The sequence below is a fragment of the Ruegeria sp. CDSA034 genome (genome assembly GCF_059612275.1).
In genome coordinates this window covers 63,062-82,853 of sequence record NZ_JBXWQH010000007.1, presented here as the reverse complement: position 1 = coordinate 82,853, position 19,792 = coordinate 63,062, and the positions used below count along the sequence as shown (strand labels likewise).

General features: G+C 54.6%; 17 protein-coding genes. 11 read left to right on the top strand and 6 right to left on the bottom strand.

What is annotated here, in order from left to right; genetic code table 11:
* Positions 1-375: 375 nt before the first annotated feature.
* The 7 genes from AC2FLJ_RS13290 to AC2FLJ_RS13260 all read left to right on the top strand — a co-directional run bounded on the left by AC2FLJ_RS13290 (position 376) and on the right by AC2FLJ_RS13260 (position 8,074).
* Complete coding sequence (locus tag AC2FLJ_RS13290; RefSeq protein WP_496706206.1) at positions 376-1,440, top strand: hypothetical protein; 1,065 nt, start codon at positions 376-378, stop codon at positions 1,438-1,440.
* 208 nt (positions 1,441-1,648) lie between these two features.
* The gene (locus AC2FLJ_RS13285; RefSeq protein WP_496706205.1) at positions 1,649-3,067 is read left to right on the top strand and encodes an MFS transporter; all 1,419 of its coding nucleotides are present in this window, start codon (positions 1,649-1,651) and stop codon (positions 3,065-3,067) included.
* 170 nt (positions 3,068-3,237) lie between these two features.
* Positions 3,238-3,510, top strand: coding sequence for a hypothetical protein (locus AC2FLJ_RS13280; protein WP_496698000.1), 273 nt, complete (start codon positions 3,238-3,240; stop codon positions 3,508-3,510).
* 18 nt (positions 3,511-3,528) lie between these two features.
* A complete protein-coding gene (locus AC2FLJ_RS13275; RefSeq protein ID WP_496698002.1) occupies positions 3,529-3,960 on the top strand; it encodes a DUF2141 domain-containing protein in 432 nt (143 codons plus the stop codon).
* A 166-nt stretch (positions 3,961-4,126) separates the two neighbouring features.
* Positions 4,127-5,899 (top strand): DUF1800 family protein, encoded by a 1,773-nt coding sequence (locus AC2FLJ_RS13270; protein WP_496706202.1) that lies wholly within the window; start codon positions 4,127-4,129, stop codon positions 5,897-5,899.
* 4 nt (positions 5,900-5,903) lie between these two features.
* Positions 5,904-7,286 carry a DUF1501 domain-containing protein gene (locus AC2FLJ_RS13265; RefSeq protein WP_496698005.1) on the top strand — a complete coding sequence of 461 codons (1,383 nt, stop codon included), beginning with the start codon at positions 5,904-5,906 and terminating at the stop codon, positions 7,284-7,286.
* A 197-nt stretch (positions 7,287-7,483) separates the two neighbouring features.
* Complete coding sequence (locus AC2FLJ_RS13260) at positions 7,484-8,074, top strand: TetR/AcrR family transcriptional regulator (protein ID WP_058276671.1); 591 nt, start codon at positions 7,484-7,486, stop codon at positions 8,072-8,074.
* Positions 8,075-8,100: 26 nt separating this feature from the next.
* On the opposite strand, the gene AC2FLJ_RS13255 is transcribed toward AC2FLJ_RS13260, so the two are convergent.
* The 3 genes from AC2FLJ_RS13255 to AC2FLJ_RS13245 form a co-directional block, all read right to left on the bottom strand.
* Positions 8,101-9,162, bottom strand: a complete 1,062-nt coding sequence (locus AC2FLJ_RS13255; RefSeq protein WP_496698007.1) for a 2Fe-2S iron-sulfur cluster-binding protein — start codon at positions 9,160-9,162, stop codon at positions 8,101-8,103.
* Between the two features lie 83 nt (positions 9,163-9,245).
* On the bottom strand, positions 9,246-10,121 hold the full coding sequence (locus tag AC2FLJ_RS13250) for an ABC transporter six-transmembrane domain-containing protein (RefSeq protein WP_496706199.1): 876 nt from the start codon (positions 10,119-10,121) through the stop codon (positions 9,246-9,248).
* Positions 10,118-11,269 carry an aromatic ring-hydroxylating oxygenase subunit alpha gene (locus AC2FLJ_RS13245; RefSeq protein ID WP_496698010.1) on the bottom strand — a complete coding sequence of 384 codons (1,152 nt, stop codon included), beginning with the start codon at positions 11,267-11,269 and terminating at the stop codon, positions 10,118-10,120. Before AC2FLJ_RS13245 ends, AC2FLJ_RS13250 begins: the two co-directional genes overlap by 4 nt.
* A gap of 326 nt (positions 11,270-11,595) precedes the next feature.
* On the opposite strand from AC2FLJ_RS13245, the gene AC2FLJ_RS13240 reads away from it, so the two are divergent.
* Positions 11,596-12,774, top strand: coding sequence for a patatin-like phospholipase family protein (locus AC2FLJ_RS13240; protein ID WP_496706196.1), 1,179 nt, complete (start codon positions 11,596-11,598; stop codon positions 12,772-12,774).
* Between the two features lie 108 nt (positions 12,775-12,882).
* Positions 12,883-13,794: a LysR family transcriptional regulator gene (locus AC2FLJ_RS13235; RefSeq protein ID WP_109311124.1), complete on the top strand. Its 912-nt coding sequence runs from the start codon at positions 12,883-12,885 to the stop codon at positions 13,792-13,794.
* Positions 13,795-13,822: 28 nt separating this feature from the next.
* Here the strand turns inward: AC2FLJ_RS13235 and AC2FLJ_RS13230 are convergent, their stop codons facing one another.
* Entirely contained in the window at positions 13,823-14,401 is a 579-nt protein-coding gene (locus AC2FLJ_RS13230) for a TetR/AcrR family transcriptional regulator (RefSeq protein WP_496706194.1), read from the bottom strand.
* A 193-nt stretch (positions 14,402-14,594) separates the two neighbouring features.
* On the opposite strand from AC2FLJ_RS13230, the gene AC2FLJ_RS13225 reads away from it, so the two are divergent.
* Complete coding sequence (locus tag AC2FLJ_RS13225; protein WP_496698016.1) at positions 14,595-15,782, top strand: aromatic ring-hydroxylating oxygenase subunit alpha; 1,188 nt, start codon at positions 14,595-14,597, stop codon at positions 15,780-15,782.
* A gap of 174 nt (positions 15,783-15,956) precedes the next feature.
* Here AC2FLJ_RS13225 and AC2FLJ_RS13220 read toward each other — a convergent pair whose 3' ends face one another.
* On the bottom strand, positions 15,957-17,507 hold the full coding sequence (locus AC2FLJ_RS13220; RefSeq protein ID WP_496698018.1) for a class I adenylate-forming enzyme family protein: 1,551 nt from the start codon (positions 17,505-17,507) through the stop codon (positions 15,957-15,959).
* Positions 17,508-17,611: 104 nt separating this feature from the next.
* Positions 17,612-18,109, bottom strand: coding sequence for a flavin reductase family protein (locus AC2FLJ_RS13215; RefSeq protein ID WP_109311127.1), 498 nt, complete (start codon positions 18,107-18,109; stop codon positions 17,612-17,614).
* A 186-nt stretch (positions 18,110-18,295) separates the two neighbouring features.
* Between AC2FLJ_RS13215 and AC2FLJ_RS13210 the strand changes: the two genes are divergently transcribed.
* Entirely contained in the window at positions 18,296-19,735 is a 1,440-nt protein-coding gene (locus AC2FLJ_RS13210) for a coniferyl aldehyde dehydrogenase (protein WP_496706191.1), read from the top strand.
* Positions 19,736-19,792 lie beyond the last annotated feature (57 nt).

Genomic DNA, 19,792 nt, shown 5'->3' with positions numbered 1-19,792 from the left:
CAAAACCCGGCCTAAGACTGGGCTGCAATAAACGACAGGGACTATGAAAAATCGCGCAATCGGCTTGTTTGCCGAACCAATTGGTATTGCCTGCTGCAAAGCGGCCCACATCAGGGTCGAGGCATTGCATTCAACGGAAAACAACGTTCCGCCATCGCACCTAATTGCGACGGCCTCACGCTGCGCGCCTCCCTGCTGCACCACAAACAGTTTCACAGGCCGGAAGCGCAATCATTTGAAGACACGTCATTCGATGGTTGCACGACCATGCGCAAACCACGGCGCTTTCAACATGCCGCCGCGCCCTAGCGCCACGGTCACATCAGGTTCCCTCGGCACAATCAAAGACACAAAGCCGAGGAAAGGGAGGGAAGAATGAATAAAATTGCAACATTGGCATTGGGCGCGGGCTTGATTTCAAGCCCAGCATTTGCCGGCGGAATCGAGGGGTTTCCATCGGTAAACCGGTTCCTTTTTGAGCAGGGCCGTTATGTCGAAATCACCGGAGGATGGGCCGATTCAAAAACCGAAGGCACTGAGTTTGGACAGCCAACAGGTAACGTCACCCCCAGCATTAGCGGCCTGTCCCTGGCTTACAAACAGGATGTAGGCGACAAATGGGCAGTCGCAATCCACGGCTTCAACTCGGTCAACTATAAGCTACTGTACCCAACCGGTACCGGCGCTCCGTCAGCTGGCACCAACGTCCGGTATCGCGGCACTGAAGTCGCCTTGATGGCGCGGTACAAGTTCAATGAAAACTTCAGTGCCTTTGCCGGGGTTCGGTTCGAAAAGATTAACGATTTCAGCGGTGCGCTGATCAATCCCTCTCTCAGCTACTCGCTGGATTCCGAGGGTGACTTCAACCCCGGTTTCCTTGTGGGTGCCGCGTATGAGATCCCGGAGATCGCGTTTCGCGCCGACCTGACATACTACTCGGAAATCGATCACGATCTGGATGGTGTCGAACAGCTGCAACCCCTTTCGCCATCTGACGTGACGACGCAATTGAGCACCCCTCAGACAGTCGCGCTGAACGTGCAAAGTGCGATCAAGGGCCCTTGGGGTGCCTTTGGATCGATCCGCTGGAGGAACTGGGATGATGTCGCCGTAGAATCTCCGGTTCTTGGCGGTCCGCTTGCGGAATTTGCGGAAAACTCGGTCGACTACCAAATTGGCGTCGGCTATTTGCTGAACCCGAAATGGTACTTCTACGGCATTCTGTCCCGCTCGGAACCTGAAGGCGGTTTTGTTGGCTTTGACTACGAAGGCGGCGGCAAAGGTATCACGCTGGGTGCCGTTCACTCGATTGGTCAGACCCGAATTCTGGTTGATGTCACATATGGTACGCTTGGCGAAGTGAACGAACCTGACGCGGGCCTGCAGATCCGGGATGTTTCCGGCACCGCTGTACGTGTGAGCCTGTCGCATAACTTCTGATCAAGCACCCGACTGCGAACGCGGTCGGGACTTGCACTCCACTACGCGAATGGCCCCTGCTTGTTGCCTGTTGAATCGGCGGTCATTTGCTTCTCAAACGCGGTCGTTAGGCACCTTTTCTAACACCTTTGACAAAAAACGATCCTTGTGATCTGCTTTGAGTGATCGATCACTCACCGTTTTGCTGCAAGAAGATCCGGAGGAGAAAATGAACACCAGTACTGAAAGCCCACCGGTCAGCATGCAACTGTTTTACGGGGCGGGCGGCATAGCCAACGGCATCTTGTCGAACGGGCTGAGCTTTTTCCTGCTTATCTACTACAATCTGGTCATCGGCCTTCCGGCCGAGACGGTGGGGTTTGCGCTTTTCATTGCTCTGATGTTCGACGCTGTGTCCGATCCTGTTGTCGGTTACTTGTCGGATAACACGCGTTCTCGTGCCGGCAAGCGCCACCCGTTCATCTACGCGGCGATCATACCTGTCGCGCTCCTTTTCTGGTTAATTTGGAACCCACCTGCAGCACTGACCTCAGAGACCCAGCTGTTCTGGTTCCTGCTGATCACAACGATCCTTCTGCGGACGGCGATGACGTTGTTTGATGTACCACACAACGCGATGGTGCCAGAGTTGACCAAGGACTATGGCGGACGAACCATGTTGTCTGGCCTCAAGGTCTCGGTCACTTGGATTGCTGGTCAGATCATGGTCATCGCGATGTATGTGATCTGGTTGGTTCCGACTGACACGATGCCTTACGGCATCCTCAACCAGGCCGGCTATCAGGAAGCAGGCCTTGTCGGCGCAATCCTCATAGCGCTGGCTATCACTGTCACCGCCTTGGGCACGCGCAAATGGCAGAATAGAATGCTGGATATTTCGCATGTGGCGACTTACAGCATCTCAGGGTTCTTCAGACAGTTTTTCGCGGCGTTCAAGCTGCCCGCATTACTTGCCATATTTGTAAGCTCGGCCATTTTCGCTGTGGGCGCCGGGATCGGAGCAGCTTTGTGGACCTACCTGACCTCGTTCTTCTGGGAGCTGAACAATGACCAAATAGCTCTGATCCTGATGGCCAACCTGATCGGCGCTTTGATTGCGGGCGTAACCCTGAAACCCATCGCAGGATCCGGCGACAAAAAGTCGAGCGCGATCTACCTGTCGATCCTCTCGGCAATTGTGGGTGTTGCCCCTTACGTGCTGCGTGAAATCGGGTTCTTCCCTGCAAATGGCACCGAGCTTTTGATCTGGCTGCTGTTTGTTCACGGCATTCTGCAAATCATCCTGATTGTCTGGACCACGTCCCTGTTGACGTCGATGACCGCAGACGTCGTTGAATTGGGTATCAGCCAGAACGGCTTCCAGAACGAAGGGATCATCACATCGGTCATCACATTCGTGCTTAAGGCAGGGACGGCTGGCGGGTTAGCGATCTCAGGAATGTTTCTGGCATATGTTGGCTTTCCGGAATCGCCAGATCAATCGAACCTGACCCCCGAGGTCACCCGTGCACTGGGATGGAACTATGCCTGCCTTAGCCTCGTCATATACATGGCCTCGATTGTTGCCCTGATGTTCTACCGGTTGGACAAGGCGCAGTTCGACCAGCTTCAGGCAATCCATGACTAAACAGCTGGCAGGTCGCCCGCGTGGACGGAACTTCAACTGATCAGCAATGGCGGCAAGCCAGAATATTACACAGCCTCTTCAAAGCCACGCAGTTTTTTGAGGCATAGGTAACCCATCGTCGTGCCCACTTTGATGCGGGCACAAACCCCGAAAATAGATAGAGAAGTTCAATGCAATACCTCAAATCCCACCCCCTTTCTTGGATCATCTTCTTATGTTTGCTGTTGGCCACATGGTTTCAGGTCTACGCGATCTGGGGGTTGCTGTTCATGTGGTGGGCCGCCTCATCCTTCATGACCGGCCAGGCCTTTTTGATTGAAACAATCGACAGCCGAGAAAACCCGCCGCTTTTCTACGCCATCACGATCATGTGGTTCACCTTCGGGCTGCTTTACGTCGTGCAGGATCTCGCATGGCGTCTGTTTGGAATTTACATCGGTTAACTGTTCAGGAGAAACTCAATGACCAAAACTGCATTCATCGCTGGCCTTATGGCTCTTGCAGCATCTCAGGCGGCGGCCGGGGATATACAGATCGATATCTCTGGTGTCGATTCTAGACGCGGAGGCGTCCTTCACATCCTGGCCTTTGACGATAAGACCGCGTTCGACCAAAGCCAGATGGCGAAAATCGTAGGCTACGCGAAGATCCCCGCCTCAGGTAGCACAGTTTCCGGAACGCTCGAGAACCAGAAACCCGGACAGCTTGCGATCATGATACATCATGACCAGAACGACAACGGCCAGTTCGAGATGAAAGGGCCGATCCCGCAAGAAGGTTGGGCATATTCCAAGGGCGCAGGCGTCAGATCGTTGCCGGCGTTCGAAGACGCAGCGATTGAATACGATGGCAATACCTCATCGCTTGGTTTGAAAATGAATTACGCAAACTAAAGCTACCTTTCAAATTTGACCCCAACTGCCCCGGAAACGGGGCATTTTTTTTGCGGATATCGAATTCTTCGAGTTGAAACGGCGGGGCTAAGTTTTATTTTGTCTCAAATGACATCTTATGCCAATCCCAGTTACTGTCGTAAGATCTAAAGGACCGCCATCCACCATGAAGTCATCCTTGGAAGACACCAGTCAATTCTTGATGCAGGCCACGCTTGGGGCCGATCAGAGATTACTGCATCAGGTCAGCAAGACCGGCCCGGAACGCTGGTTGGATGATCAGCTAAACGCCTCGATCGGTAACAAAGGGCCGTTCGAAAAGTCCACTCGCAAGATTTGGAAGAGCTTCCGAAAGCGCCTAAAACGCGCGCATGGCGAATGGGCGATCAACGGCGACGGCAACAACCCCGCCCTACCCTATAAATGGTATTTCCACATGGCCTGGTGGAACCACACGCTGACGCAGCGCGACGACCTGTTGCGTCAGCGTGTTGCGCAGGCGCTGTCCGAGATTCTGGTTATTTCGGACGCATCTTCGCTGGAGCTGGATGCCATCGGGATGGCGAATTACTATGACCTGCTCTATAAGCACGCGTTCGGCAGTTATTCAGACCTTCTGTACGATGTGTCGATGCACCCGATGATGGGTATCTACCTGTCGCATATGACCAATCAAAAGGCGAACGAGGCCAAGAACATCCATCCGGATGAAAACTATGCGCGTGAGATCATGCAGCTGTTTTCCATTGGCTTGTTCGAACTGAACCCCGATGGCACGGAAAAACTGGATGCCAGTGGGGATCCGATCCCGACCTATGACAATCGCGACATCAAGGAACTGGCTCGGGTCTTCACCGGCTTGCTGCCCGCGGCCTATGAATACGAGTGGAACACATCGTTCTGGGAAGACAGCTATAATGGTTATCCAGTTCAGTTCGATGATGGGGTCGAAAAGGCCTATAAGACAGTGCCCTTCATTGACGCGACCAAACCGATGATCGTGGAAGAAGCCTTTCACGACCGTGGCGCAAAATCCCTGCTGAACGGTCGTCTGACCTTGCCCGGCGATCAGTCCGGCCCAAAAGAAATCCGTTCGACCATCGACCAACTGGTTGCCCACCCTTCGACCGCGCCGTTCATCGCAACCCATCTGATCAACCGGCTGGTCACCTCCAATCCCTCGCCCGCCTATGTCGAAGCGGTGTCGCAGGCATTTGGCCCAAACGGAGATCTGAAAAGCGCAGTTCGCACAATCCTGACCTACCCATTGACCAATGAGGTTGCCGCTAAACGTCTGCCGTCGGCATACAAATCCCCGACAAAAATAGTACAGTCCCAAAAGCTGAAATCGCCCCTGCATCGCGTCACGCAGGTTCTGATTGCGTTTGGAGCGCATAACCAGACCGGCAAGCTGTGGCTGCTGGGTGATGACATTCAAGAGGCGCTGCAGATGCATCCACTGTCCGCGCCCACTGTGTTCAATTTCTACAAACCCGATTTCACCCCTCATGGCGCATTGCAGAAGATGGGCCTTCGCGCTCCCGAGTTTGAGCTGCACACGGCCGCAACCTCGGTCGCTTATGTCAACAACATCTACTACTGGTTCTTTGGCGGCTATCTCCCGCTGGTTTCGACCCAGATCGGCGCGGGTCCCGAGCAGATGATGGTGATGGAGTTTGACCCCGATACGCTATGGGCCAATTCCAAGAACGCGCTGAGCTTCGATCTGAGCGAAGAGATCAAAATAGCAAAGAACCGAGGCCGTCATGATGAGCTGATAGATCGGATTTCGGTCCTATTGACCGGTCGGACTGATGCCGTAGTGCGCAAACGGATCAAGCAAGCCTATGTGCAGTATGCGGACAATCCCGAATGGGTGGTGCAGACCATCGCCTTCATGATTGCCGTTTCCCCAGAATTCACCGTGCAGGAGACCTGAGCCCATGCTGACCAAATCCTTTACGCGCCGGCAGTTTTTGGCCTCGACCGGTGTTGCCGCAACTGGCGCATTGATGGGTGCCGCCCTGCCCGGCTTGGCGCAAGCTGGGACGGGAATGATCAAGCCCGCCCGCAGGGCGCTTGTTTTTGTTATGCTGGATGGCGGCAATGACAGCTTCAACATGCTGGTACCAAAGGACAAAATCGCGCATGGCCAATACTCGGAAACGCGGGCGAATCTTGCCCTTTCGCGAGGTGAGCTGCTGGACTTGGATACGCCCAAAGATCGGCTGGGCCGCAGCTTTGGCCTGCACCCGTCGATGCCCGAAATGGCCGAGCTGTTCGATCAAAGGCGCCTCTCTTTTGTCGCCAATGTTGGGCCCTTGGTCGAACAGGTCCGGAAAGAGCAGTTCTATGACGGCTCGGCCGCACTCCCCCTAGGACTGTTGAGCCACGCAGACCAGTTCAAACATTGGCAAACCTCGCGCCCGGATCTGCGTGTGAATGTCGGATGGTTCGGGTTCTTTGCCGACGACCTGCAGCCCTCAAAGTCGGCGCACGAGATCGGAATGAACATCTCATTGGCCGGAAACAACATTGCGCAAAACGGCAAGATCGACTTGCCATATTCAATCACAGACAAAGGCAGCGTCGGTCTGTATGTGAAAGAAGAGAAGAGCCCACTCAACGATCTGCTTTTGGACAGTTTCAACCGAATGATGAACGCCGATCAAAACGGCGATCCCTTCCGCGCGACATATCTGAACCTGACCCGCGACGCGCAGTCCAAACACGAGACGTTCAAATCAGCGACCCGCGGGATCAAGATACCCCGGTCCTTCCCGTCTTCGGACCTTGCACAGCAATTGCGCATGGTCGCCAAAACGATTGCTGCCTCGGACCGGCTGGGTCACGAGCAGCAAACGTTTTTTGTGCGCTATATCGGCTGGGACCATCATGATGAACTGTTGGCGAACCATGCCCGTATGCTGCGCGTTTTGTCCGAAGCGTTGGGAGCGTTTCAGGCAACGCTTGACGATATGGGCTTGGCGGATCGTGTTGTGACGTTCACGGGATCAGATTTCGGCCGGACGCTGACGTCGAATGGCAACGGTACGGATCATGGTTGGGGGGGCAATACCCTCGTTATGGGAAATTCTGTCAAAGGTGGGCAGATTCTGGGGGACTACCCCGAACTTGGCCTAGCCAGCGACAACGCGCTTGATGTAGGCGACGGCGTTTTGATTCCAACGACCTCGACCGATCAACTTTATGCTGACCTGTCTCTTTGGTTTGGTGTGCAACCTTCGGCATTGAACACTCTGTTCCCAAATCTCAACAGATTTGCGGATGCGGCGGGCGGAGAAAGGCTTGGGCTTTTCGCCTAGACCCACCGCCCCAAACAGGTCGCCCCACCGGGAAGCTTGAACACTGCTTGCGTTTGATTATCGTCTGGAACGATGGGCACTAATGTAGAAAGCGCTGAAGAGTGGTAGACACTCTAAACTTAAATTGACTGTCAGTATTGACAGTCAATTTCAACTAAGATATCTCTAAAATTCCGTTTCTGTGTAAGGGTAATCGCATGGGTCGCCCCTCGGTACAAGATCAACGTAAAAAAGAAGTCCTCGATGCCTTTATGTCGTGCGTCGTTCGCTACGGCGTCGAAGGGGCCACACTTGAACATATCGCGGCACAAGCCGGGCTGAAGCGCCCACTGATCCGCCATCACCTTGGCAACCGCAAAGCCATGGTTCTGGCGCTAGGTGAGCATGTCGTCGAAACGTTCAGCAAACAGACCGAAACATTGCGCGTTGCGCTGGACGAACATCCCGATGTCCGCAATCTGATCGAGGCCCTGTTCAACTCTGACGGTGAGATGGATCCCCGGATAAACATTTGTTACCAGGCACTCGTCAACTCGATTGAGATCTACCCGGAGCTTCGCAAACCGTTGCTGGAATCGATGGAGGCTTTTTACAAGGTCGCGATAGATATTGTTCTTGCCTCACACCCAAAAGCCGACAAACAAGCCTGCGAGATCGTCGCACACGGAATCATAAACCTTTTTATCACCACGGATGCTTTCGTTCCGCTTAAACCGCCAAAAACATGGGGTTATTCGTCCTACTTCGCCGCGCTGAAACTGGCTGAAACATTGGAAGAAAAAACCTGACGGCGACGGCCAGGCCAACGGCCGGGTTAATCATAACTAACCGCAAGCTTGTCCGTCGTGGCAACCGCCTGGCAAGACAGGACCGCACCTTTCGCGATCTCATTATCATCCAAAGCGGTTCGCGCCCGCATATGAACTGCGCCCTTTTTCACCTGACACCGGCACGCGCCGCAGACCCCAGACTGGCAGGAATATGGCGGCTCCAACCCCGCCTGTTGAGCAGCTTGTAAGATCGTCTGACCGGATGCCATCTTAACCGATTGTCGCTGACCGTTCAGCGTTATGTCCACAACAGCATCAACGCCCTTGATACTGTCATCGGTCTCTTGAACGCCGCCGTAGCTTTCCATGTGAATCCGATTGGCAGGCACATCCAAAGACATAAGCGCGTCTCGAACCGCTTTGTTCATCCCGCCGGGACCACAGATGTAGTACTGGGCATTCTGGGCATAAGGCGGATTTTCTGTGGTCAGCGCCTCGATCGCATCCTTGTCGATGACACCCCGGCGCCAATAAGCGAAACTGGACCACATTGAGGGTTTGGACAAAAGGTGATGCACCGTCAGGCGTTCAGAAAAAGCCTGCTGGTATGCGGCAAACTCATCTTTGAACAGGATACTGTCTGCGTTCGCATTACCATAAGCCAGATGTGCAACCGACCAAGGTTCGGCCAAAAGCACGGACTGAAGCATGGAATGCAACGGGGTGATGCCACTGCCAGCCCCAAAGAAGTAGTGTGTGCGCCGTTCCTCCGGGTCTGTATCCAGACAAAAACAGCCAAATGGCGGCATGACGTCGATCACATCACCCTTTTGAACCGTATCGTTGATATGGTTGCTGACGAGTCCCTTTTTCACCCGTTTGACGGTGATACGCAGCGGATCCCCTGAGACGGGCGAAGACGAGATCGAATAACTTCTGCGCACCTCTTCACCTTTAATCCAAAAGCGAAGGGTCAGGTGCTGACCGGCACGCCAGGCAAAGTCTTGGGCCAGATGTGGCGGCACGTCGAACATGACGGATTTGGCCTGCCCGCCGATCTCGTTGCGCGTTTCAAGCACCTCAAGCGGGTGAAAATCTCTGGTCATTTAAGCCTCCGAAATTCGTGCCAAGCGAATGGGCGGGATGTGTGATGATACCCGAAATGGGCCGGGTGTTTGAATTGAACGGTTTAGGCATTGGCACCCTGTTTTGATGCTGGCGCGTTGATCCGCTCGGTAATCTCGGACAAGCGCGCGAGGCTTTGCAGGACCATCGGCAAAACCACGACCGATTGCACAAACTCGAACGAATAGGTGACAACCGAGAATATCTGCCCTTCCGTCGCCCCGCTTTGCGTCGCCGCAAACCACAGATTGAAGGCCAGCATACTGAGCAAGACAGCAAAAATCGCAGCGTAGACAAGTGCCTCGGAATCCGACAACCGAACCTCATGCGTGCGCAATCGAAACAAGTGTTGGCCGATCTTTTTCAGATCCATGCTTTGCAACGCAGTCACCTGTCTTTCTGACTGGTGGTTCAACAGCCCATTCAGGCGGAAGAAGCGACGCGAAAACAGGGTAAAGATGATCAGGATAATCACAGCAGCGGTCCCTGCGGCGGTGGCAAGTGCCCCGTGAAAGGACATCAGAATACCGACCGAGACCAGAACCTGCACAACTGCACCCATCGATTCAGGGGCCTCATTTTCCAGAAAATCAACCAACTCGCGGGCCATCAGAACACGCGCATTCAGCACCGAGACTTCGCGCCCCGCATCCCGTTCGGCCTGCGCCTTGCCCAATTCGACGCGGATCGTACCATAGGCCCGCGTGTCGTAAACACGCCGCAACGTCGACACAACCAGCAGCGCTGCCATCGCAACACCGAAATGGATGAACGACGTGTAGTCCCCATTCGACAGGCCGTCGATCGAATAGCCGATCAACAGGGGAAGGAAGATAAACAACCCCGTTGCAACCAAGGTCAGACCCCAGGTCGTTGCGATCTTTGTGCGGAAGACCCGCAGCAAGGTCGCAATCGACAACCGGTCGTCGGAGTTGATCATTCTTCTTGCAACCAATCGCGAACGACCCTTTGGTGTTGAACCACGGGGCTTTCCCCAACGGCGGCTGGACCGACCTCAAAATAGGGCGATGTCAGGGATTTCTGTTGCTGTTCACAGGCATAGATGTCCTCTTGCGTGAAATCGCCCGAGGCCATCGGATCGTTTTCATCATACGCATCATCACCGTCATATTTGCCTTTGATACCAAAATTGTTCCAGAAAGACGCCGACCGGGTGGCCTGTTTCGAAAACTCCCAGCCCGAGGCATTGGCAACACGCGTCCGGTTCAGAATCCGCGTCCTGTCCGGAGCAAGCGGGGTAATGATAAAGACGTTCCACACGTCCTCAGACGCGCCAATTCCAACCCCTGGAAACAGCATCGGCACCCATGCACCATTCTGATCTTCAGGAACGACCCGAGGCATCTGAAGCTTTTTGTTCTGATCTTTGGCGAACTCTTCGACCGGCGGTTCCCAAAAGATGTAGTGCGGCCCGTACCAACCATATTGCGCATTGGCGTGGTCATACATTTGTAGGGTGTTCGAATGAAGGTGGCTCAGATGGTAGACGTCGATGTAATTCTCGACAACGATCTTCCAATTGGCTTTGATTTCATAGGTGTTCGAGGTGTCCTCGTGTTCCACCAGCTCTTCTGGCACGTGTGGTCCAACCTTATCGTCCACGTCGCCAAACCATTTCATGATCGACCCTGCGTTCGGGTCGGGATGCACAAACAACATACCCTTCCAGATATCGACCGAAGCAGGTTTCAGGCCAAGGCAGGATTTGTCGACGGACTTATATTCGCGATGCTCATCCGGGACCGAGATCAGGTTGCCCTCAAGATCATAGGTCCAGTCGTGATAGGGGCAGGTCAGCGCTTTTTGGGTCTTTCCCACAGCGCGGATCAATTGGGTGCCCCGATGTCTGCAGATATTGTGGAAGGCCCGCAGCCTGCGATCCCTCCCCATGACGATGAACAAGTTGTTCAATCCCGCCTGAACCGAAAGATAATGGCCTGGCTCGGGCAAATCTTCCATAAAACCAGCAAAACGCCATGTTTTTGAGAATATCTCTCGCTGTTCTCGGTCGAACCACTCCTGCGATGTATACGCCTCTGCAGGTAACTCATGGTACATTTGCGGCATGCTGTCCCCTCCTAGGGCCGTCGTCTTCACGGTTGGCAAGCTAAACGTTTTGACCTCAGCAACAGTGGTTAACACATGCCCGATCTTACGGTGCTTTGAAACGAGATAGGCAAACAGCAAACGACTGTCAATGATGACAATTTAAAGAATGAAATCAGCCGAAACATGTAAGCAATTTTTTGCGATGTCCGCTGTTTCGATCGGTGTCATCTCGCATATTACCTAACGATACAATTGGATTAAGGCGCCTGCAGAGATTTGGCACTCAACAAAATATGCTTGGCAATATACAGAACGGCACCACTTTCAAAACAGACAATTCACCGATGCCCTCATTCAAGATTTGTGTCAATTTCGCCCTCGCGCTGATGCTAACCGCATGTGCCGGCAGCTATGATCGGACAGCACTTACGCCGACGCCCGAGAATTACGAGACCTTTCTGCCGGTTGGAATAACCCCGGACAGCCAGTATTTCGAGGATGATAGCCGCGACCCTCTGGCAACTCTCAATGCGGAAATGCGCAAGACGCTAGCACAGGTTCCAAGGGGGCAAGGTCTGAACATTCTTGCGCTGTCAGGCGGCGGCCAGCACGGCGCTTTTGGAGCCGGCGTTCTAAATGGTTGGACCGACAAGGGCACCCGCCCTTCCTTTGGTGTGGTCACCGGAATCTCCACCGGCGCGCTAATTGCGCCCTTCGCATTCCTCGGCCCGGATTATGACAGCCGCCTGAAGCGGTTCTACACCGAAACCGCGACCCGGGATGTCGTGCGATTAGACGTTTCGGGTACCGTCTTTGGGCGCGGTTTTCTGACCAAAGCAACGCCACTGAAAGCGGCAATCAAGCAAGAACTGACCGACGATCTGATCCGCGAGATCGCGGAGCAGCACAGATTGGGCCGCCAGCTTTTGATCGGCACCACCAACATCGACGCGGAACGTCCGGTGCTGTGGAACATCGGAGCTATGGCCCAAACCGACACACCGGGCGCACGGGAGCTGATCCGGGATGTAATTTTGGCCTCGGTCTCGATACCTGTCGTATTCCAACCAGTTACAATCAAGGTGACCAATGGCGAAGTTCAACGCGAAGAACTGCATGTGGATGGCGGTCTGACCCGCGAGATTTTTGCCTACCCATACGACTTGCAGATGCGTCAGCTATTGCGGGACGCTGGGCTGAGCAACCAAAAAAACCGCATTTGGTTAATCCACAACAAAACGCTGGAACCGAGTTTCGATCCCTTGCCCGGAAATGCAACCGCAGTGGCTAACCGCGCGTTCGAGATGCTGATCCGTTCGCAAAGCCTTGGCAATATCGAAAGCATCCTGACCCTCGCGAACCGGGACGGGTTTCAAGCCAATATCACCTATATCCCCAAGGAACTTCAAAGAAAGCCGCAGGAACCCTTCGACCCCGAATACATGACCGAACTGTTTGCGACCGGTTATTGGGCCGGACAGCATAAGGAAGGGTGGATCTATGATGCGCAGCAGTGGCAGTGACGAGGACTTAAGGCCCGGCCAATTACTGAAGCAGACAATCAACAAGATGTTTGAACAAAGCGCAAATAACTGCAAGATAACGGGGCAATTCATGAGCAGATCGCATAGATGGTAACGCCACGCCGCCTCTTCCCCTCAATTTCATCACTCCGCGCCCTTGAAGCGCTGGATCGCTTAGGCTCGGCTTCTGCGGTCGCTGATGAGCTTGTCCTGACCCAAAGTGCCGTCAGCCGGCAATTGCAAACATTGGAAGCCCAGCTAGGTGTCGATCTGATCCGTCGGGATCGCAAACGCCTGCTGCTGACGCCAGTTGCGCAGGAATATGTTGCCGAGGTTCGGCAAGGCCTGAACCAGATCGCTCAGGCCTCGCTAAAGCTGCACATGGCTCCTATTGGTGGCACCTTGAACCTTGCGATTTTGCCGACGTTCGGAATGCGGTGGCTAGTGCCCAGATTACCCGAATTTGCCCGAATGCACCCGGAAATAACCATCAACATGTCGACCCGCCTGCGTCCGTTCAGTTTCACCGCTGAACCCTTCGACGCGGCGCTGCATTTTGGAGAACCCGATTGGCCCGGCACGGATCGGCTGTTGCTGCGTGTGGAAAGTGTATTGCCGGTTTGCGCGCCATCCCTGCTGCCCAAAGGCGCGCCGCCATCACCGCGAGATCTGCTGAAACTACCATTGCTGCACATCCAGACCCGGCCCCACGCCTGGCAAGAATGGTTCAGTCATATGGGGACAAGCCATCCCGACGCATTGCCCGGAACGATTTACGATCAATACACAACGATCAATCAGGCGGCGGTTCACGGTCTTGGCGTTGCGTTATTGCCCAATTATTTGATCGAACAGGACCTCGCGACAGGCAAACTGATCGCAGCCTTCCCGGACGCGGTTGAGATGATGGGCGCCTACTATCTTGTTTGGCCGAAAACCAAGTCGGACGACCCGTCGCTGCGCAGCTTTCGTCACTGGCTGTCCACGCAGGCCCAAACCGAAGAGGGCCTGCCGCGCTGACGTCGTCGGATGCGACCCGACTTGGCAATCACAAAGTTTCCGTCAGCAATGAAGCCGCCCGCCTCAATTCGGTGCGCCAATTTGACGGCGCATCAAGTGCGGCCAGTGAATCGAGGGACAGGAAGATCGTTGAAATGCCCTGCGCCACGGCCTTCACCCGTTCTGGTGTGGCGTCGGGCGACACGCGAGCAAGGAACTTCTCAAGAACCGCCACAAAACGTGCCAGGACTTCCAGCAACGCCTCCGCAAGTCCGGGATGATCCCCGACTGATGCCGATAACCCCTGCCACGCAGCAGCAAGCCGCGGATCGATCTCTTCATCTTCGGCAAATAGGATTTCCAAGAACTGATCGCCTGTTTCGATCTGTGTAAGATGACAATCCAACTCCAATGTCAGATTGTTGAACGCGTCTGCGACATGCTGATTTAGCGCACCAATCATCTGGTCACGATTGCCAAGGTAGTGCCGTAACAAAGGTCGCTTCACACCCGCCTCGGCCGCGACACGCTCTTGAGTGGCGCCATCAAGCCCGTACCGGGCCACGCAGGTCATATAGGCATCAAGGATTTCTTCTGACCGTTGCGGTTTTAAGCTCGGGCGCGGCATAGCGTTTCCAGTCTCTTCATCAGGCTCAGGACAAGAGCCCTTGAAATCGTGATTATCCGCAGTTTTTGCGGCCAATTTCTTCCAAATCGTCAAAATTAGTGAACGATCACTTTGCATTGACTTATGCCGCGCTCAAGGTTACCTGTCAACGTTGACAATAATGAAAACTTAGCAGCCATTTGTGAGATCCTTCATGCAACAGCCAAACCAAATGCCAGAGGTCGCTACCCAGGAATTGCCACCCGAAGCCTACACATCAGATGAATGGCTGGCGCAGGAAAACAAGAAGCTGTTTTCGCGCAGCTGGGTGTTTGCTGGCGTCGAGTCAAAAGTTGCCAATGCGGGCGATTACATGACGACCAAGGCAGGGCACTTTACCCTGGTCGTAATCCGCGGAAACGACGGCGAACTGCGTGCGTTCCACAACATTTGCCGACATCGCGGAACCGAACTGTTGGACCACGGCTGCGGCAATGCGGGCAAGACGATCGTGTGCCCCTATCACTCGTGGACTTTTGGCCTGGATGGCGCGTTGCGTGGTATCCCCGACCAGCAAGCCTGTTTCCCTGACATTAACAAAAAAGAAAACGGCCTGCACAGGGCTTCGGTCGCGGTCTTCAAGGGCATTGTCTTTGTCAATCCCGAACCCGATCAGGACTTGTCAGAATGGCTCAGCGGATTGGAAGATGTCGTCTGGCCGCACGACATCACCAGCCCTGAACTGATATCTTACGGTGAACTTGTAACCTATGAAATGCAGTGCAACTGGAAAGTGTTCTTCGAGAACGCCATCGACGGATACCACCTGGCCTATCTGCACAAGAACACACTGGGCGGCCCAACTCAGGACAAGAACATCTGGGACCCTTATGGCGACAATCAGGTTTGGTACTCGACTGAAAACGAAACCGTGCGTTCGCGTGTTCCGAATTTCGTGTCAACGCGAATGGACAAATGGAACGCGAAGAAAATCCCGCATGCTGAGAAAGAAGGCTATGGCGGCGTCTACATGTTGTTCCCGACAACCCTGATCGTGGCAAGCCCGTGGTCCTACTCGATATCCGTGATGGAACCTGTAAGCGCCGGTGTGACACGGTTGCATGCTTATGTCTGGGCCGCAAAATCATGGATGTCGAGCCGCGGTTCCGTCAAGGATATCCCCGGCTATGACAAAGTATCCGGCATGATCAAAAGCTCGCACTGGAAAGTGCATCCGCTGGAAACGCAGGACTTCCAGACCGAGGATGTATATGTCGTCGAGAAAATGCAGCGTGCGATGATGTCGCCCAAATACACGGTCGGCAAAATGGCCTCTGGTCCGGGGGCTGAATCTCCGCTGACCTACTTTCAGAGATCGGTTCTGCGCCACATGGAAGCGTAGGTACACGCGGCAAGCGACAGAGATTTCACTGGGTCACTTTCTCAACCGGATGGCCTGCTTCATTTGAGGTGGGCCATTGAAACGACGAGGCTTGACCGCATTTCAACGATCAAGCCTCACACTGTTTTTCGAACTTTCATTTCCTGACCAAGAGCATTCGGTCAGGAACGGTGCTTATGCCGCACCGCTTTGGTCGTCGCGACTGCAAATCTCGATGATCTCGCGTTTTTGAATTTTACCTGTCGGGCCTTTGGGCAATGCATCCCAAATCTCGATATCTTTCGGGATCTTGAAGTTGGCAATCTTACCCCGGCAGTACTCACGCAGTGCCGCGCCGCTAACAGCGGTATCCGAGTTCAGGGTGACAACGGCATGAATCCGATCCCCCCATTTTGGATCGGGCAAGCCGAACACACTGACTTCGTCGATTGCATCATGTTCAGCCAGACAGTTTTCGACCTCGATCGGGAACACGTTATAGCCGCCGGACTTGATACGGAACTTTGCCCGGTCCTTGAGATGCACGTAACCCTCTGCATCGATCACTGCGATATCCCCGGTATGCAACCAACCATCGCGGACAGTTTCCGAATACTCCACCGCTTGGTTCCAATAGCCAGGTATCACATAGGGCGAGTGTATCAGCAGCTCACCCGCCTCACCGCTGGGAAGATCATCGCCCTGCTCATCCACAACACGGACGTCCACGTAGTAAAGTGGTCGACCCGCGCTTTCCAGACAGTTGTGCCCGTCTTTCAAGGCGCGTTCGTGATCGGTTGCGGTCAGCATCATACCCATGCCCATCAGCTCGGTCGTGCCAAACATCTGCAGGAATTTGCACCCGAAAGCCTTGAGCGCATCCCGCACCGTCGCAGGTGGAATTGGCGCAGACCCATACCCCAACTGCCGGATCGACGAGCAATTGTATCGCGTGATCAGCCCGGAAGACAGCAGGTCATTCAGCATCGTTGGCACCAGAACGCAGATCGTCGCCTGCTCGCGGTCAATAAGCTTAAGCGCCGTTTCGGCATTCCATTCGCCGACAATAGCGCATTTGGTGCCGTGGAACATGTTACGCAGCAGGTGAATGATCGGAACGCCCGATGCCGGCATCGCGTGCAGCCAGACATCATCCGGACCCGCACCTTCCGTCAGAGCGATTACACCCATCGACTCGATCATCAACGCGTGAGGATAGATCGCACCTTTCGGCAAACCGGTTGAACCGGTGGTGTAGCAGATCATCAATTGCTCATACGGGGTATGGATGAAGGCTCCGCGATCAGATGCTGATGCGATCAGGGTTTCATAATCCCGCTCCAGCGTATGCTGCGCACCAACTCCCACCAGCACCGGCTGGCGTTTGCTGAAGGTCAGTGCCTCTTGGGCGATTGCAACTTTCGTGTCCTGCACGATCAGAACATCCAAGCCTGCGTCGTCAATCAGCGCGCCAATCTCGCGCGGGGCAAGGCGATAGTTCAGACCCACTCGAATCGCACCGGCCTTGGCGCAAGCGCCTATGGTTTCCGCAACCTCGATGCAGTCAGGCAGGATCACCCCGACCCTGTCACCCTTGCGGACATCCAGCGGCCGCAACGCATGCGCCAGCGCATCTGTTCGCTGGCCTAACTCGCGCCAACTGCAACGGCGGTCCAGTTCCACATAAGCATCTTGATCCCCAAAGCGGTCTGCGTTTCGGTCGATCAGCTGTCCAAGCGTCGGCATTGGTGTCTCCTCCCGGGCATCACGGCAATTCTTAAGTTACGTGATTGTCGTTTTTGGTGGTGTGGGGCGTGCGAGGTCAGGTGAAAATTCACTTTGACCCTACATCAGCCTTCCAGCGGTGTGAGTTTGTGAAATCCCTTGCGCCCATAAATAAGCGCCGACTTTTCCGGGTTCAGGTGAACTTCTTTCACCATACCGAAGAACACCGCATGTGTCTTCGTGTTTGCCCAGTTGTCGACCACGCATTCAAAGGACACGACGGACTCTTTCAAAACAGGCAGACCCAGATCTCCTTTGATCCATGTCCCGGCTGCCTGGAACTGTTGTTCCTTGTCCATTTTCGACGAAAAGGCACCGACAACCTCGGTCATGTCATCAGGTATGAGGTTTACGGCAAACTTTCGGCTGTCCATGACGACGCCATATGTTCGCGCTGTTCGGTTGATGCAAACCAACAAAGCTGGCGGATCGGCAGTTAGCGAACATACCGCCGTCGCCGCCATTCCAGCGCGCGAATCTTCGAATTCTGAAGTGATGATGGTCGTTGAGGCCGCCAGCAACTGCATGCCGGTCTTGAACCTGTCTTCTGTGGTCAGGGTCATACTGCGCTCTTGCTAATTAGTGAACGATCACTTACCTTCCACATCACCGGATAAATGTCAACGCAGACTTCGCAGCCCGGCGACAAAAAAACGAAACCCGACCCTTGTGACCAATGGGACAGAACGGGCACACAGACCAACGGGAAGGCGGTTGCGCACCGCAAAACCAACCGCAGGAGACGCGTATTGGACCAGCATAGACCCAACCCCGCCGAGAGCCTCGCGACGCTTTTGGAGACACAAAAAGCCCATCAGGCCGAAAATGGCGCGCCAAACGCGGCTGAACGTACGGATCGCATCACGCGGTTAATCGACCTGGTACTGGATAATCGCGATGCCATGATTGACGCGATCTCAGCCGATTTTGGCAATCGGTCACAACATGAAACGATCGCGGCAGACATCGTTGGCACGGTAAAACAGTTAAAATTCGCGCGGGACAACCTTGATCGCTGGATGCGCCCTGAGAAGGCAAAAATCGAGTTTCCCCTGGGATTGCTGGGCGCGCGCGGTCGCATCCATTATCAACCCCTGGGTGTCATTGCTATTGTCAGCCCCTGGAACTTTCCGATCTATCTGGCCATCGGCCCAATGGCCGAAGCCTTTGCGGCAGGCAACTCGGTCATGCTGAAACCGTCAGAGTTCACACCCCGCACATCCGACCTTTTGAAGTCGCTGATAGAAGCAAACTTCGCCCCGCACGAAGCCGTGGTTGTGACCGGAGGCGTCGACGTCGCACAGGCGTTCACTGCCCTTCCTTTTGACCACCTGCTGTTTACCGGCGCCAGCAGCATTGGCCCGCACGTCCTTCGCGCAGCAGCTGAACATATGGTGCCGACAACACTGGAGCTTGGTGGCAAGAACCCCGCCATCATCGCCCCCAGCGCAGACATGAACCTTGCGGTCGCCCGGATTGCAGCGGGCAAAGGATTCAATGCGGGTCAGGTTTGCCTGGCACCGGACTATGTCTTGGTCCCACGCGCAAAGATGGAAGAATTCGCCACCCAGCTTGCGGCAAAACTTGCCGAGGCCTTCCCGACCCTGTCCGGCAACCCGGATGTCACCCATATCGTGACCGACCGCCAATTCGACCGGCTCAAGGGCCTTGTGGAGCAGGCACGCTCGGCAGGGGCGCGAGTCGTTCAGGTCAATCCCGCCAACGAAGATCTCTCAGCCACGAATGAGAAAATTCTGCCCCCGACACTGATCGTCGACGCCGATCCGGCGCTGGACGTCATGCAGGACGAAATATTTGGGCCGATCCTTCCCATCCTGCCTTACGACTCGTTGGATCAGGCCATTAGCTTTGCCAACACCCGTCCGCGCCCTCTAGCGGCTTACGTATTTGCTAAAGACGCGGGCGAGCAGGAGCAGGTGATGGAAGGCACCATTTCCGGCGGAGCGTGCATCAACGAGACCATCATGCATTCGACCCAGAACACCCTGCCCTTTGGCGGTGTCGGAAACAGTGGCATGGGCGCTTATCACGGCCTGCATGGCTTCCAACGGTTCAGCCACGCAAAAGCTATTTTCAAGCAGATCAATATGGATGGCGTCTTCAAGGCTCTTCGCCCGCCCTATGGCGAGAAGTTCTTTAAGACAATGGCGCCGTTCCTGAAAAAATAATCTGGTGCACCAAAAAAGAAGGGAGCTCTGCATTTGCGGAGTTCCCGTCAGTCGTTT